General features: G+C 67.4%; 13 protein-coding genes. 12 read left to right on the forward strand and 1 reads right to left on the reverse strand.

What is annotated here, in order from left to right:
• Positions 1-13: 13 nt before the first annotated feature.
• The 12 genes from catC (at position 14) to GQ56_RS0135580 (ending at position 13,005) form a co-directional block, all read left to right on the forward strand.
• Positions 14-304, forward strand: a complete 291-nt coding sequence (gene catC, locus GQ56_RS0135530) for a muconolactone Delta-isomerase (protein WP_031403170.1) — start codon at positions 14-16, stop codon at positions 302-304.
• A gap of 77 nt (positions 305-381) precedes the next feature.
• The gene (catA, locus tag GQ56_RS0135535; RefSeq protein ID WP_031403171.1) at positions 382-1,317 is read left to right on the forward strand and encodes a catechol 1,2-dioxygenase; all 936 of its coding nucleotides are present in this window, start codon (positions 382-384) and stop codon (positions 1,315-1,317) included.
• A gap of 110 nt (positions 1,318-1,427) precedes the next feature.
• The gene (locus GQ56_RS0135540) at positions 1,428-2,690 is read left to right on the forward strand and encodes a GTPase (protein ID WP_031403172.1); all 1,263 of its coding nucleotides are present in this window, start codon (positions 1,428-1,430) and stop codon (positions 2,688-2,690) included.
• On the forward strand, positions 2,687-4,258 hold the full coding sequence (locus GQ56_RS39735; protein ID WP_052007403.1) for a dynamin family protein: 1,572 nt from the start codon (positions 2,687-2,689) through the stop codon (positions 4,256-4,258). Before GQ56_RS0135540 ends, GQ56_RS39735 begins: the two co-directional genes overlap by 4 nt.
• Before the next feature lie 74 nt (positions 4,259-4,332).
• Positions 4,333-4,704: a hypothetical protein gene (locus GQ56_RS45100; protein ID WP_152601954.1), complete on the forward strand. Its 372-nt coding sequence runs from the start codon at positions 4,333-4,335 to the stop codon at positions 4,702-4,704.
• A 19-nt stretch (positions 4,705-4,723) separates the two neighbouring features.
• Entirely contained in the window at positions 4,724-5,491 is a 768-nt protein-coding gene (locus GQ56_RS0135550) for a hypothetical protein (protein WP_031403174.1), read from the forward strand.
• A gap of 126 nt (positions 5,492-5,617) precedes the next feature.
• Entirely contained in the window at positions 5,618-6,220 is a 603-nt protein-coding gene (locus GQ56_RS0135555; RefSeq protein WP_031403175.1) for a hypothetical protein, read from the forward strand.
• A gap of 78 nt (positions 6,221-6,298) precedes the next feature.
• A complete protein-coding gene (locus GQ56_RS0135560; RefSeq protein ID WP_031403176.1) occupies positions 6,299-6,871 on the forward strand; it encodes a CbrC family protein in 573 nt (190 codons plus the stop codon).
• Between the two features lie 67 nt (positions 6,872-6,938).
• Positions 6,939-8,189 (forward strand): metallophosphoesterase family protein, encoded by a 1,251-nt coding sequence (locus GQ56_RS0135565; RefSeq protein ID WP_031403177.1) that lies wholly within the window; start codon positions 6,939-6,941, stop codon positions 8,187-8,189.
• Positions 8,190-8,192: 3 nt separating this feature from the next.
• Positions 8,193-11,663, forward strand: coding sequence for an ATP-binding protein (locus tag GQ56_RS0135570; RefSeq protein WP_031403178.1), 3,471 nt, complete (start codon positions 8,193-8,195; stop codon positions 11,661-11,663).
• Between the two features lie 121 nt (positions 11,664-11,784).
• Complete coding sequence (locus GQ56_RS0135575; RefSeq protein WP_031403179.1) at positions 11,785-12,309, forward strand: HD domain-containing protein; 525 nt, start codon at positions 11,785-11,787, stop codon at positions 12,307-12,309.
• A gap of 9 nt (positions 12,310-12,318) precedes the next feature.
• On the forward strand, positions 12,319-13,005 hold the full coding sequence (locus tag GQ56_RS0135580) for a DUF429 domain-containing protein (RefSeq protein ID WP_031403180.1): 687 nt from the start codon (positions 12,319-12,321) through the stop codon (positions 13,003-13,005).
• A 181-nt stretch (positions 13,006-13,186) separates the two neighbouring features.
• On the opposite strand, the gene GQ56_RS0135590 is transcribed toward GQ56_RS0135580, so the two are convergent.
• Complete coding sequence (locus GQ56_RS0135590) at positions 13,187-13,657, reverse strand: hypothetical protein (RefSeq protein WP_043301734.1); 471 nt, start codon at positions 13,655-13,657, stop codon at positions 13,187-13,189.
• Positions 13,658-13,892 lie beyond the last annotated feature (235 nt).

Here is a 13,892-nt window from a genome sequence, read left to right on the forward strand (position 1 = left end):
CAAAGGACGAACCATGCTGTTCCATGTACGTATGGATGTGGCCATTCCGGCCGATATGCCGGCTGACACGGCGAACGAAATCAAGGCGCGTGAAAAGGCGTATTCGCAGGAACTGCAGCGCAGCGGCAAGTGGCGCCATATCTGGCGTATCGCGGGCGAGTACGCGAATTTCAGCTTGTTCGACGTGGAAAGCAACGCGGAACTGCACGACATCCTGATCGCGTTACCGCTTTTCCCGTACATGAAGATCGCGGTGACGCCGTTGTGCCGCCACCCGTCGTCGGTTCGCGACGACGACCGTTGAGCGGCGCGGCACGCATTTGTCCGACAGTCGCTAAGTCCAGTGCTTTTCCCCACGATTCCATAATGGAGACAGTCATCATGAGCATCAAGGTATTCGACACCAAGGAGGTCCAGGATCTTCTGAAGGCGGCCAGCAACCTCGAAGGGGCCGACGGCAACCCGCGCTTCAAGCAGATCTGCCATCGACTGCTGAGCGATCTCTTCAAGGCGATCGACGATCTCGACATCACGCCGGACGAGGTATGGGCGGGTGTGAACTATCTGAACAAGCTCGGCCAGGACGGCGAGGCGGCGCTGCTGGCGGCAGGCGTCGGCCTCGAGAAATATCTCGACATCCGTCTGGATGCGGCCGATGCGGCAGCCGGCGTCGAAGGCGGTACGCCGCGCACGATCGAGGGGCCGCTGTACGTGTCCGGCGCGCCGGTGCGCGACGGCGTGGCGAGGATGGACATCGACCCGGACCCCGAAGCAGGCCCGCTCGTGATTCGCGGCATCGTGAAGGGCGTGGACGGCAAGCCGGTCGCCAACGCGGTGGTGGAATGCTGGCACGCCAACTCGAAGGGCTTCTATTCGCACTTCGATCCGACCGGCGCGCAGACGGAGTTCAATCTCCGCGGCGCGGTGAAGACCGACGAGAACGGCCGTTACGAATTCCGCACGCTGATGCCGGTCGGGTACGGCTGCCCGCCGCACGGGTCGACCCAGAAGCTCCTGAACCTGCTTGCCCGTCACGGCAACCGTCCGGCCCACGTACACTTCTTCGTCACGTCCGACGGTCATCGCAAGCTGACGACGCAGTTCAACATCGAGGGCGATCCGCTGATCTGGGACGACTTCGCATATGCGACGCGCGAAGAGCTGATCCCGCCGGTCAAGCAGAAGACGGGCGGCGAAGCACTCGGGTTGAAAGCCGATCAGTACATGGAAATCGACTTCGATTTCGTCGTGACGCCGCTGGTTCAGGGCAAGGACAACCAGGTGGTCGACCGCCTGCGCGCGTCGGTCGCCGCGTAATCGTCCGTTCCGGGGCGCGCCGGCGGTTGCCGGGCGCTTTCCGGTTCGCGCGAGCCAGGCATGCGGCACGGCCTGCGGCGCTTTGGAGGAGACACTTGAGGAGATGACACGTGCCCGATGAAACGACAACGCAAGCGGTCCATGACATCCGGTCCGTCTTGCCCGACCGCGCGAACGATCTGGCGCGGCTGCTGATCCTGAGGAGAAGCGGCGTGCCGACGGTTACCGTGATCGGAAAATACAATCATGGCAAGAGTCGTCTCCTCAACGAGCTGATCGGCTCGGATGTCTTCTCCGTCGCGGACAGGCGCGAGACGGTCCGCCTGTCCGACCGGATACACGACGGCGTGCGGTGGCTGGATGCGCCCGGGCTCGATGCCGATGTCGCGATGAGCGACGACCATCATGCGCGGCAGGCGGCGTGGCTCGAATCCGACGTTCGTCTGTTCGTTCACGCGGCGAAGGAGGGCGAGTTCGATGCGGCCGAGATGAGCATGCTCGCCGAATTGCGCGTGGACGATGTGCGCACGCGGCGGCGGACACTGATCGTGCTGACCCAGGTCGATCAACTTTCCGACGATACCGAATCGCATGCCGTCGCCCACGCCATTCGCTCGCAGATGCCGGGCGTCGAACTGCGCCATGTGTCTTCCGCGCGCCATCGCAAGGGGCTCGACGAGGGCAAGGGGCTGTTGCTGGAGCGCAGCGGCGTTCCCGCGTTGCGCGAGGAGCTGAAGAAGGTCATCACGGATGTGCCGACGGCGCGCGCACACGAGACGGAGCTTCTGGTTGACGAGATCAGTGCGCAGCTGACGGAACTCCGGGCGGTTCGTCACACGCGGCTTCATGCGTTGCGCGATCGTCAGGCACGGCAGCGGCACGATTTCGACGCAGGTTTGCGGGCGGTCATCGACAAGGTGAGCCAGGACGTCCTGGTCGCGTTGGCGGTCAATCGCGGCGACGATGCGCTGATCCCGGATACCGCGAAGGACGTGTACGGCACGACCGCCGGCAAGCGCGAGCGCAACCGGCTCCAGATCAGCTACTCGCGTGCCTGCATCGAAATCGACAGTTTCCTGGTCGGGCAGGGCGTGGTCGAATTGCCGGCGGAGCAGCAGACCGCGTCGAGCAGCATCAACTCCGTCATGATCGCGGTCATGGGCGTATCGGTGAAGCTTCACAAGGAGTTGAACCGGATCTTCGGAGAAGCGGCGGGGCGCGAGCGCATGCAGCGGGACTTCACGCACTACTACGAGCTTTCGGCGGACAGGCGCGCGCTTGCCGCGCAGATCCAGGATGCCGAAGCGGCACTTGCCGCGACGGAGCAGGCGCTGGTTGCATTGAGCGCGTTCAACCCTGGCGTGGCCTCGTGAATCATTCCAGCGAACGCGCATTGCTCGCCCGGCTGAAGGCACTGGTATTTGCCGACCGGGACGCTGCCGATATCCTGCACGCACTCGAGCACTGGCTGGCCGGGTATATCGCGGAGCTGCGGGCGCAACGGTTCGCCCGTGACGGTCTGGCGGCCGGCAGCGCCCTGGCCCGTCGGATCGACGCGATCGACGGCGTGCTGTCCCGTATCGCGACGGCGCTGTCCGGCGAGCAGGCGGACATGAAGGCGGCGGAATCGCTGGCCGACCTGTTTCGGGACCGCGTGCTGCTGCTCGTGTTCGGCAAGTTCAACGCGGGGAAGAGCGCATTCTGCAACGTGCTGGCCGACCGCTTTCGCGCGGCGGGCGAAACGACGCGCTATTTCCGGATCGAGAACGGCGTCGCGGTCGAATCGGACATACCCTTCGTCGAAGGCGCGACGGAATCCACGGCCCGCCTGCAAGGCGTGCGGCTCGGCGAAAAACTCGTCGTGCTGGACACCCCCGGCCTGCACTCGATGACGGGCGAGAACGCGTCGCTGACCCGGCGCTTCATCGAAAGCGCCGACGGGCTGCTGTGGCTGACGAATTCCACGTCGCCCGGGCAGGTCCAGGAACTCGACGAACTCAACCGGGAACTGCGGCGCCGCAAGCCGCTCTTGCCGGTCGTCACGCGAAGCGATTTCTTCGATGAAGACGAGGTCGATGGCAAGATCCTCAAGGTTTTGCGGAACAAGTCCGCGGAGGACCGCGCGTTGCAGGAAGCGGACGTCGAGGTCCGCGCCAGAGAGAAGCTGGTGGCAATGGGCGTGGATGCCGGCCTGCTTGAGCCCCCCGTCTCGATCTCCGCGTATCTCGCGCGGCACGATGGAGGAACGCCGGGAGCGATGATCGCGGCGGGCATGGAGCGGCTGTTCTGCGCGCTGCTCGGCATCGTCGATGCGACCGTTTCCTACAAGGACCGCAAGCGCGCCGAGATACTGCTGCACCATCTTCAGGAAAACGCGGCGGATGCGGTTCGCCGGGACGTCTATCCGCTTCTCGACGAAGCGGAAACCGTTGCGCAAGCCGCGCTCGACGATTTCGAGCCGCTGCAGTCGCGGCTCGCCAATGCGGTGTGGCGCAGCGTGGTGCCGACTCTGCCCGGTCTGCTGGACGCATACGCGGAAACCCGGGATTCAGGTGCGCTGTACGGGAGCCTTTCGCGGTCGATCGACGCCGCATTTTTAAAAGAGGCGTCGGTCCGTCTTGTCGACTATGCATTGCCCGAGGCGTGGATATCGGAGCTTGGCGTGGCACCCGTCGATGGTGAAGGATGGCACGTTGCGGAGAAGCCGGAGGCGGATCTGGCCGGAGCGTCCGGCGATGACGTCGACGTGAGGCAACTGTACGACTCGCTCGACCTGCTGGTACGCAACCGGGCCAGTCACCTGGCAAAGGCCGCGGTCGCGCGGTGCGGTGTGTCTGTCGAGCATCTGTCGGCCGACATCGCTGCCACGCGGAATCGGCTCGACGCACGAGAGCAGGAACTGAACGGTTTCGCGAGGCGGGTCCGGCATGAACTGGCCTGAATGCCGGGTCGGCCGATACCGCGGATGAGCGACAGGCGGTGACCCGAGCCGGATCGTGCAGCTGAACGGCAAGCGTGTTTTTTATCTTCGTTCGGCGCGTCCTTTCGTCGCAAAACGGCATCGTCGAACGCTCCGATGGCAAGCCGCCCGATGCGTTGCCGAATCGGGAACGGCTCCGCAGCCGCGCCGAAGCAAGGCGCTCGTCGGGCAATCGCCATTTCTCCACAACGAGCGACGCCGGCATCGCGTTCGTCTCTGCCCACCCGTCGCCGGCGCGGGCCCGCAACGGGCCGCGCGCCCTGCCCCTGCCCATTGCCCGCACGCCATGTTTAAATAGCGGGGCTTCCGTTGCCGGCGCTGGCCGGCACGGGCCGGCATGTCCGATCGACACCGTGAGGACAGACGACATCCAATGCCGCACCGGCCACCCCGGCGCGGCCCGATAACATTCCGAGGCATCACTTCATGACCATCCTGTTTCGTCTTCTCGCGCTCGCCTGCGCGCTCTGGCTGGCCGCCTGCGCCGCACCGCCGTCCGCCAGCACCGGCACGTCCGCTGCCGCCGCACCGGACGCCAGCGAACGCCGCGGGCTCGGCACCGCATGGGGCGAGTCGGTACGATCCGAAACCCGCCAGATCGATTTCGAACGCGCGGATCCGTCGAAGCCGACGGATCTCGCGTCGGTTTACTACAACGATGCGTTGCCGGGACACCCCCCGGTATCCGAGATTCGCCGATTGCCGACGCGCGTCGCGCTTGCGAACGGGGATATCGCGCTGTCGTTCACAGATGAAAAGGGCGTGCCGATGCGTCTCGCGCGCAGCGACGGCCGCTGGCACATGGCGGGCGTCGAGGGTTCGCGCTACAACATCGTGCTGCGCAACCAGGGGCGCCGCACGTTCGAGGTCGTGTCGAGCGTCGACGGGCTCGACGTGCTGTCGGGGCGGCCGGGCCGCTATACGAACGGCGGTTACGTGCTGTATCCGGGCCGTACGTTGACGATCGAGGGCTTTCGCAAGAGCCGCGACGAAGTTGCCGCGTTCCGTTTCGCGGCAGTGCCCGACAGCTATGTCGCGAACTCGAAGTACGGAGACGCCGCGAACGTCGGCGTGATCGGCGTGGCGCTGTTCGCGCAGAAGGACAGTGAAGAGGAAGCGCTGCGCCGCAACGCGAATCCGTTCCCCGGCAACGACAACGGCTATGCGCCGCCGCCCGTACCTCGCGGCGAGTGACGGGATGTCGTGGATCGGCCGCGTGCGCCGCGACGAACGACGCACGCGCTGCGATCCTGGGGCGTGCCCGGACGGCAGGCCGGGGCGCGCGACGCGGCCCGCGGCCATGCTGTGCGAAGCGTGCGAATGCGGCGCGGCTCGATGTTGTCGGCGGCGTTGAAGCTCGCGACGCTGGCGCTGCTGGTTTCGCGTGTCGCCGTTGCAGGCGCCGAAACGCCGGCGCCCGAATCGGTGCGCCTTGCCAACGGACGTTCGATCGAATGGGCGCGGCCGAGGTTGATCGAGGTGGATACGGTCCGCCGCAAGACGGCGACGCTGGTCGTGCCGGCCGCGCTCCGGCGAGCGCTTGCGGATGCGTCGAGCGTCGCGTTTCCGTCGGACCGTTCGAAGCGGATCGACGGCAACGAGTATGTGCTGGTCGTCGTCAACCGTTCGTCGAGCAGCCGTCCGACCGGATATTGCGGTGCCGGAGAGGAAGGGGCGCTGTACGTGCTGGAACTGCACGGCGCCCGCGCGGTTACGAATTTCTCGCTGCCGGTTCAAAGCTGTCTCGAGTCCGTTTCGCTGGAAACCGACGGCGGCGCGCAATCGCCCTATCTGGCGATCGCGTGGCGCGACGACCCGGTCGGCATCGACATCCGGTGGGAATATCTCGCGCATGGCGGTGCAACGCACCGCGTCTATCGTTTCGTGAACGGGGCGTTTGCCGAGGTCGAGGCTCCCCGGTAACGCGGTCGTGCTGCGGCACAATGGCCGTTCGAGTCCGTATGGGGTGCTTCCCCGCCACCCAGACCGATGGAGAGTTGCATGGCGTTACCCGCTTTCAGGTACCATCCCGACCCGCTGGCCACCGGCAGCGTGATCCGTTCCGGCGCACGCTGCGTGTGCTGCGGCGACGTGCGCGGTTACGTGTACGCAGGCCCCGTGTACGCAGGCCCCGTGTACGCAGGCCCCGTGTATGCGGTCGACGAGTATGAGCAATGCATCTGCCCGTGGTGCATCGCCGACGGTTCGGCGCATGCGCGGCTCGATGCCGTCTTTGCCGATACCTGCGGCATCGGCGACGGCGAATGGGACCCGGTGCCCGAAGCGGTGGTCGACGAGATCGCGTGCCGCACGCCGGGCTTTCAGGGCTGGCAGCAGGAGCGATGGTGGACGCATTGCGGCGATGGCGCGCAGTTCATCGGTCGCGCGGGCGCCGACGAACTGACCGCGCTCGGTCCGCAGGCCGTCGCGTCGATCCGGGCGTCGACCGGGCTCGACGACGACGCGGAGTGGGCGCGCTTTTTCGCCGCACTCGACAAGGACGGCTCGCCGACCGCGTATGTGTTCCGCTGCATCCATTGCGGCGAACCCGGGGGCTACCAGGACAGCGACTGACGGCCGGGCCGGCGGCGGCGTACGACGATCGCAGGCAATCCCGTCGTCATGAAACAGAGGAATCTTCGTGAAGTTCATCCACGCGGCAGACATTCACCTTGACAGCCCGTTGCACGGCCTGAGCGCGTATCCCGACGCCCCGGCCGCGCAGTTGCGCAACGCGTCGCGCGAGGCGCTGAGGCAGCTCGTGGATCGCGCGATCGAAGAGGAAGTCGCATTTCTCGTGATCGCCGGCGACCTGTACGACGGCGACTGGAAGGATCACAACACGGGCATCTTCTTCGGCCAGCAGATGGGGCGCTTGCGCAAGGCCGGCATTCGCGCGTTCGTTCTCGGCGGCAATCACGATGCCGAAAGCGAAATGACGAAAAAGCTGACGCTGCCCGACAACGTCACCGTGTTCGGCCACCGCAGACCGGAAACCCACAAGCTGCCCGAATTCGACGTCGCGCTGCACGGGCAGAGCTTCAAGGACAAGGCCGTCGTCGACAATCTCGCAATCGGCTATCCGGACCCGGTGCCCGGCTATTACAACATCGGCGTGCTGCACACGGCACTCGAAGGCTATGCGGCGCATGCGAACTACGCGCCGTGCACGCTGGCCGAGCTGCACGCAAAAGGCTACGACTACTGGGCGCTTGGCCACGTGCACGAATTCCAGCAATGGTCGGGGCCGTCCACCGTCGTGTTTCCGGGCAACCTGCAGGGGCGTCATATCCGCGAGACGGGCCGCCGCGGCGCGGTGCTCGTGACGGTCGAGCAAGGCCGCACGCAGGTCGAGCGGCTGTATCTCGACGTGCTGCGCTGGGAGGCCGTGTCGGTCGACGCATCCGACTGCTTCACGGTGGCCGACCTGTCGAGAAAGATCGGTCAGGCGCTGGAAGCGCTGTTGAACGTCGACGGCCATGTGCCGCGCGCGGTGCGCGTGACGGTCACGGGGCGCACGCCGGCGCACGGCCTCTTTTTCGGCCGCGCGCCGCAGTTGCGTGCGGAGGTGCTGAACCAGATCGGCATCATCGGCAACGAGCGGCTGTGGCTCGAGAAGGTCCGGCTCGCGACCTCCGCGGCGGATCGGCAGCCGGGCGAGAGCGAGCAGCTGGAAGCGCTGGAGGACCTGAAGCAGATCCTGGCCGACGCCGCTCAGGATCCGGATTTCCTCGCGCTGCTCGAACGCGACCTGAAGCCGTTCGTCGGCAAGGTGCGCAGCGACGTGAAGGAGGAGGTGCCGTTGTTGACGATGGCGCGCGCGGGCGAGCTCACGGCGCTGGTGGAACAGGTCGGGCCCGCGCTGCTCGCGCGGCTCGCGAGGGGGGAGTGAGCGATGCGGATCAGCCAGCTCGATCTGATCAAGTACGGCAAGTTTACCGACGAGACGCTGCGGTTCCCGTCGGCCGGCGAGGATTTCCATGTGATCGTGGGGCCGAACGAGGCCGGCAAGTCGACGATCCGCACGGCCGTGTCCGAGCTGCTGTTCGGGATGAAACTGCAGACGCCGCTCGATTTCCTGCACAGCACGCCTGAACTGCGGATCGGCGGCGTGCTGGAGAGCGGCGCGGGCGAACTCGCGTTTCATCGCGCGCGCGGCCGCAGTCCGTTGCGCACACCGGCCGACGACAGGCTGCCCGACGACTATCTGGCCGCCGTGCTCGACGGCGCGACACGCGAATTCTTCGAGCAGATGTTCGGGCTCGATCACGGGCGGCTGGTCGACGGCGGCCGCAGCATTCTCGACGCATCCGACAAGCTCGGCCAGGTGCTGTTCGAATCGGCCGCCGGCGTCGGCAGCCTCGGGCCGGTGCGCGAGGAGCTCGAGGCGCGCTCGCTCGAACTGTGGGCGCCGCGTCGCAGCGGCAGCGCATTCGCGCTGGCCGAAACGTCGTTCAACGAAGCCGTGACCGAACTGAAGTCGGTCCAGGTGCGCACGCGCGACTGGGTCGAGCGCAAGGACGCGTGCGAAGCGGTCGACCAGCAGATCGAGCAGGCGCGTGCGGAGCAGCGCCGGCTCGAAGCGTCGCGCTCGAAGCTCGAACGCGTGCGGCGGCTGGCGCCGTACCTGAAGGAGCTGACGGTCAAGGACGCGGCGCTGGCCGAACTGGGCGCGGTCGTCGAGTTGCCGCCCACCGCGTACGCGGATCTGCTGAAGGCGCAGGGCGATCTTGCGGCCGAGCAGAAGGTGCTCGAGGAACGGCGTGCCGACCTGCTTGCGAAACGCCAGGTGCGCGGCGCGATCGACGCCGATGCCGATACGCTGGGGCTCGAAGCCGACATCGAAGCGCTCGACCGGCTGCGCGGCGCCTGCATGAATCACGCGCAGGATCTGCTGTTGCTCCGCGCGGACGTCGAGCGGCACCTGTCTGCCGCGAGTGCGGCGGCGGCCCAGCTCGGCTGGCCGACCGACGAAGCGTCGCTGAGCGCGGCGCTGCCGACCGCGCTGTCGTTGCAGACCGTCGCGAACCTGCTGCGCGAACACGGCATGCTGCACCAGGCGCTTGCCGGCGCGCGCGAATCGCTCGACGAACGCACGCGCGAGCTTGCGCAGGTGCGCGAGCAACAGGCGCGGCTGTCGACTGTCGACGTGCCCGAAGCGCTGCGCGCGGCGCTTGCCGACGCGCAGGGCTTTCGCAACAGCAACCAGCGCGAGCAGGCGCTGGAACATGAAATCGCCGCCGCCGAACGCACGTTGTCCGGCGCGCTCGATGCGCTCGGCCGGTGGCGCATGCCGGTTGACACCTTGCGTGCGCTCGACGTGCCGTCGGCGGCGCGTCTCGGTGCGTTGCTCAAGGAGGACAGCGAACGCGCAAGCGCGGCCGCCGCGGCGCGCGATGCGCGGGACGGCGCGCGCGAAGAACTCGAGCGGCTCGAATTGCAGGAACGGCACTTCGCGGAAAACCACAAGGTCGTCACGACCGCCGAGGTACTGGCCGCGCGCGCGCGGCGCGACGGCGCGTGGGGCGAGATCCGCAGTGGCGCCGTCGATCTCGTGACGGGAGCGCCGGCGGTCGACGACGCGATTCGCCTTGCGGACGAACTCGTCGATGCGCAGCTTGGCGCCACCCAGGCGGCGGCGACGCTGCAATCGCTGCGTCAGCAGGTCGAGTCCGCGCGTGCCGGCTTGACACGCCGGCAGGCCGCGGCGACCGAGCGCGAGTGTGAACTGGCCGAGCATCGCGACGCATGGGCCGCGCTTGCGGCGACGGCCGCGGTGCCGGGTATGCCGCTGGCGGCGATGGGCGACTGGTTGTCGAAGCGCGACACGGTGCTCGTCGCGCAGGGCGATCTCGACCGCCAGCGCCGCGAGTTCGACACGATGCGTGCCGCGCGCGCCGGAGCCGAAGCCTCGCTGCGTGCGGCGCTGCGTGCCGTGTCGCGAGGCGGCGAGTCGGACGGGTTGGCGGCGCTCGTCGCGAGCGCCGAAACTTTCGTGCAGTCGGCCGAGAAAGCGCTGGCGCAGAAGGACAGCCTTGAGGATCGCGCGCGGGAAGCCGAACGCGGATGCGCGACGGCACAGTCGCGGGCCGGCCATGCGCAGGCGGCCTACGACGCCTGGCACGCGCAGTGGCGCGATGCGCTGGCCGACGCGAAGCTTGGCGCGAGCGCGGCAACGTTCGCGGCAGCGGAAGGCGCGCTCGGCCTTGCGGGCGCGGTGACGGCCGAACTGGCCGATGCCGACGCGCCGCGCAACCGGATCGCCGCGATCGGTGCGGAGCTGGACGCGCTCGAGGCCGGTGCGCGGCGGCTCGCTGCGGCACTTGCGCCGGAATGGCTGACGAGCGGCGACTGGCCGGATGTCGCACGCCGTCTGACGATGCGTCTCGCGGCCGCCAGGGAAATCGCGCGTGCGATCGATCGTGCCGACGAGGCCGTGCGCCAGGCCGACGGCAAGGTCGCGGATGCGTTGGCCGCGGTGGCCGGCGCCGATGCACGCATTCAGCCGCTGCTTCAACTGGCCGGCGTCGCGTCGATCGACGCGGCGCTGCCGCTGGCCGAACGCTCGGATCGCCAGCGCCAGCTGCGGCAGGCCCTCGAGGCCGCGCACGAGGCGCTGGTGCGCGATGGCGACGGTTTGTCCCGGTCGGCCGTGGAAGCCGAGGTCGCGGAACAGGAGATTGCCGACGTTCCCGCGCACCTGGAAGCGGTGAAACAGTCGCTCGGCGATGTCGGCCGGCGGCTGAACGAGCTGTCGCAGCAGCAGGTCGTGGCCGAGCAGGCGTTCGGCGCGATCGACGGACAGGCGAACGCGGCCGTCGCCGAGTCGAGGCGGCAGGAAGCACTGGCGGCGATGGGCGACGCGGCCGAACAGTATCTGGAGGCGGCCACGGCGAGCCGGCTGCTGAAGTGGGCGACGGATCGCTATCGCGACCAGAAGCAGGGGCCGATGCTCAGGCGCGCGGGCGAGATCTTCGCGGGGCTCACGCTCGGCGAATTCGCGCGGCTGACCGTCGATACCGAACGGACGCCGCCTGCGCTGTATGCGAGGCGCACACAGGGGGCATCGGTGCAGGTTGCCGGGTTGAGCGAGGGGACGCGCGACCAGTTGTTCCTTGCGCTGCGTATCGCGGCGCTGGAGCTGCAGCTCGGCAGCCGGACCGCATTGCCGTTCGTGGCCGACGATCTGTTCATCAACTTCGACGACGCGCGTGCCAAGGCGGGCCTCGATGCGCTGCGCGATCTGTCGACGCGGACCCAGGTGTTGTTCCTGACGCACCACGACCACCTGCTGCCGCTCGTGAGGGACGTATTCGGCACACGGGTCAACGTGGTCGAGCTGCAGCGCGCGCCGGCCGGCGCGTGAGGCGGCATGCGGGGGGAGACCTGCGCGCGGGGAGGGTCATCGCGTACAGGTAGTATGTGCGGTTCCGAAACGCACGCGGCCGGTCCTTCCGGTCGCGGGTCTGGCCACACGAGGTGTGAACATGAAAAAGCTGGTAGCCGCCATTGCGTTCGCGGCGGACAAGCATCGCAATCAGCGGCGCAAGGACGAAGAAGGGTCACCGTACATCAATCATCCGATCGCGCTTGCCGACGTGCTGGCCAACGAGGCCGGCATCGAGGACGAGCGGGTGATCGTCGCGGCCGTGCTGCACGACACGGTCGAGGATACGGAGACGACCGAGCAGGAGCTGCTGCGCCTGTTCGGCAAGGATGTCGCGGACATCGTGATGGAAGTCACCGACGACAAGTCGTTGCCGAAGGACGAACGCAAGCGCCTGCAGGTCGAGCATGCGGCGACCATCAGCCGGCGCGCGAAGCTCGTGAAGCTGGCCGACAAGATCTGCAACCTGCGCGACATCGTGCGGCATCCGCCGGCAGACTGGCCGCTCGAGCGCAAGCAGGCGTACTTCGACTGGGCGAAGTCGGTCGTCGACCCGATGCGCGGCGTGCATCCCGGTCTCGAAGCGATCTTCGACGCCGCCTACGACGCGCGGCCGGCGGACTGAGGCGCCGGCATGCGAACGCCCCGGTCCGCCGGATCGGCCGTGCGGCAATGGCCCGCCGTGGCGGGTGTCGATGTCGGCGGCGAGAAGAAGCTGTGCGATCTCGTGATTCTGCGCGGGGTGACGATCGTCTGCCGAGAGGCGCGGATCGCGCCCGAGGCGGTGCCTGCGCTGTGCCTCGCCCATGACGTCGTGGCGGTCGGTGTCGACGCACCGAGCCTGTGGTGGGCGGGAAGCGGGCGCCGGGCGGCCGAGCAGGCGCTTGCGCGCGAGCGGATCTCGTGTTTTCCGACGCCGTCGCGGGAGCAAGCCGCAACCAGCCGGTCGGGCTTCTTCGACTGGATGTTCGTCGGGGAACGCGTCTACCGCGCGCTGGCCGACGCCTATCCGCTGTTGACCGGCCCGCGCTATGCGGGCGGGGGCGTGAGTTTCGAAACCTATCCGTATGCGATCACCTGCGCGATGCTCGGCAGGGCGGTGGCCTCGGCCAAGCAGAAACGCACGCAGCGCCGGCAACTGCTGGAGCGGCTGGGAATCGACGTTTCGACGCTGAAGTCCGTCGATGCGCGAGACGCGACGCTGTGCGCGTTGACGGCGCAATACGTCATCGACGGGAATGCCCGCGCGTACGGCGATGCGGCGGGCGGATATATCCGCGTGCCGATCGTGAGCGAGACGCTCGTTCTCGATGCTCCGTAGCGGCATCACGCGGCACGAGCAGCGGGCGATTACCGCGGGCCGTGACGACGAGGTGAGCTTTTACGGGAGACGGCAGCCTGACTGACGATGCTGTCGAGCCCCGGTTGTCGACCGCCGCGCGTCGCGACGATCGGCGCACCCGACGCGAAGCCGATGCGCCGGGGCGATCCGGCGGCGCGGTTCAGTCCTCGAGGATGATTTTCGGCACGCTGGACAGATCGCAGGCTTGCGCCTGGTCGAAGTAGCTTTCCGCATCGTCGATCATCACGACGGCGACGTCGATCAGTTCGTCGAGCCGTTGCAGCAGCGATTCACGCCACTCGAAGTCTTCGTCGCGTTCGGGCGTCTTGTCCAGTTGCTCGATGATCGAGTCGGCCGTCTGCAGGAACGGAATCGCCTGCTGATAGTTCTCGATCGAGACCATCGCTGCGTTGCGTGCGCCGACGAGCCGCTCGCGGTGCTCGTCGGCCAGTTCGGATTCGCCGCTGATTCGCGGCAATACATCCGAGATGCGTTGCAGAAGCGGTGGAGCCTGTTCTTCCAGCAGGGTGGCGCGCTCGCGCAGTGCGGCATATTCGTCGCGAAGATCCGTGTCGCCGGGTTGGGTGGTGCTGTCCATCGTCGATATGAGTGCGTGGTTCGGTCGCCGCATGATACTCGACAGCGCCGGCGGCCTTGGCCGTTTCCAGGTTGCCTGCCGTCGGGATCGAGGGGCGGTTTGCGTCATATCTATATGAAGCCGTTCGCATGACGATGTGCGCCTCGCCATGCCCCGACCCGCCGTGCGCGGCAGCGCACGGCGGGTTTTCAAAATATTTTCACAAAGGGGCTTGCGCGGTTCGGGTCGGATGCCTACAATCACGCCTCTTTCGCGCTAACGGAAACGC

Origin of the sequence: Burkholderia paludis, assembly GCF_000732615.1 — a bacterium.
Lineage (GTDB): Bacteria > Pseudomonadota > Gammaproteobacteria > Burkholderiales > Burkholderiaceae > Burkholderia > Burkholderia paludis.